The 1,287-nt window shown below is 46.2% G+C and carries 1 protein-coding gene and 1 pseudogene; one reads left to right on the top strand and one right to left on the bottom strand.

The window, feature by feature from the left end:
* Positions 1–570, bottom strand: a complete 570-nt coding sequence (locus tag F6K53_RS15975; protein ID WP_293081323.1) for an ABC transporter transmembrane domain-containing protein — start codon at positions 568–570, stop codon at positions 1–3.
* Between the two features lie 23 nt (positions 571–593).
* On the opposite strand from F6K53_RS15975, the pseudogene F6K53_RS15970 reads away from it, so the two are divergent.
* Positions 594–1,103, top strand: a pseudogene (locus tag F6K53_RS15970) (SPASM domain-containing protein); the annotation flags it as partial.
* Positions 1,104–1,287 lie beyond the last annotated feature (184 nt).

The raw sequence follows: 1,287 nt of genomic DNA, 5'->3' as shown, positions 1-1,287 counted from the left end.
TTATACTGCGGTTGATTTTACCGTACTTACACCGGAAAGCGCTTCAATTAGATAACTATTTTCTTTAGCCATCGATTGAAATATTTCTCGGGAAATCCTGCGTAAAAACGGTGTTGCAATCAATGCTAGCCATAAGAATGGCGGCACAATTACTAAGGCCAATAACGCCATTTTCCAGCTGTACCAAACCATCAATCCTACATAGATAAATACCGTTACTAAATCCAGCAGAATTGATAAGGCTTCACCGGTCAGGAACCGCTCAATCTTGCGGTTTTCCTGAACCCGTGATATAATGTCACCAACATAGCGGGACTCAAAAAACGAAAGAGGCAACCGCAGTGTATGGCGAATAAATCCTACAATCAGTGCTGCATCTACTTTATTAGCCGTGTGGTCTAGTAGATATTGCCGCAACCCCATCATTGCCACTCGAAACAGGCTAAATATCAGCAGCCCTAACCCCACCGCCATTAAGGTTAGCCCAGAGCGCTGCACCACCACTCGGTCTAAAATTAGCTGGGTGAATAGAGGTGTAATTAATCCAAATATAGGATAATCCTTGGGCATTTTGGCAGGGGTGCAATGCTGGACTATCTAGCTTAGGCATCGAAGCCGATGGTGCTATCAAAGGTTGTCCCTCATTGCCGACTTCCGCCTACACTGGAGGTAATATCCGAGACCACTCCCTACGTGAAATTATCGAAGAGACGGAGGAGTTGCGGTTTAATCTAGGAGCTGATACTCCTAAAGGGACAGACCATCTGTGGGGTTTCTGCAAGAGTTGTGAATTTGCTCAACTGTGTCGTGGTGGCTGCAGTTGGACTGCTCATGTTTTCTTTGACCGCAGAGGGAATAATCCTTACTGTCACCACCGCGCTCTTACTCAGGAAAAACAGGGTATTCGGGAACGAGTTGAAATCAAGCATCGCGCCGAAGGTAACCCTTTTGACAATGGCGAATTTGTTCTGATTGAGGAACCAATTGATGCTCCTTGGCCAGACAATGATCCACTTCACTTTAGTGCTGATCGTATACTTTGGCCAAAAGGTTGGCAGGAACAAGAGGAGTTGGTGCCATCTTTAGCTAGTAGTAGCAGTTAATTTAAGATCTGGCACTATTGTGATTAATCCTCGGTGGGCAGTGGCTACCAAAGCTATGGCCAGCACATGAATCGTTTGTCAAGCACTGCCCACCCTACATCAAGCTTGTGATTAATCGTAGGTGGGCAGTGGCTACCAAAGCTGCCAGCACATGAATCGTTTGTCAAGCACTGCCCACCGAGGA

The sequence above is a fragment of the Moorena sp. SIO4A1 genome, from assembly GCF_010672065.1.
In the GTDB taxonomy this organism is placed as follows: domain Bacteria; phylum Cyanobacteriota; class Cyanobacteriia; order Cyanobacteriales; family Coleofasciculaceae; genus Moorena.
This window is presented reverse-complemented; position numbering and strand designations above follow the sequence as displayed.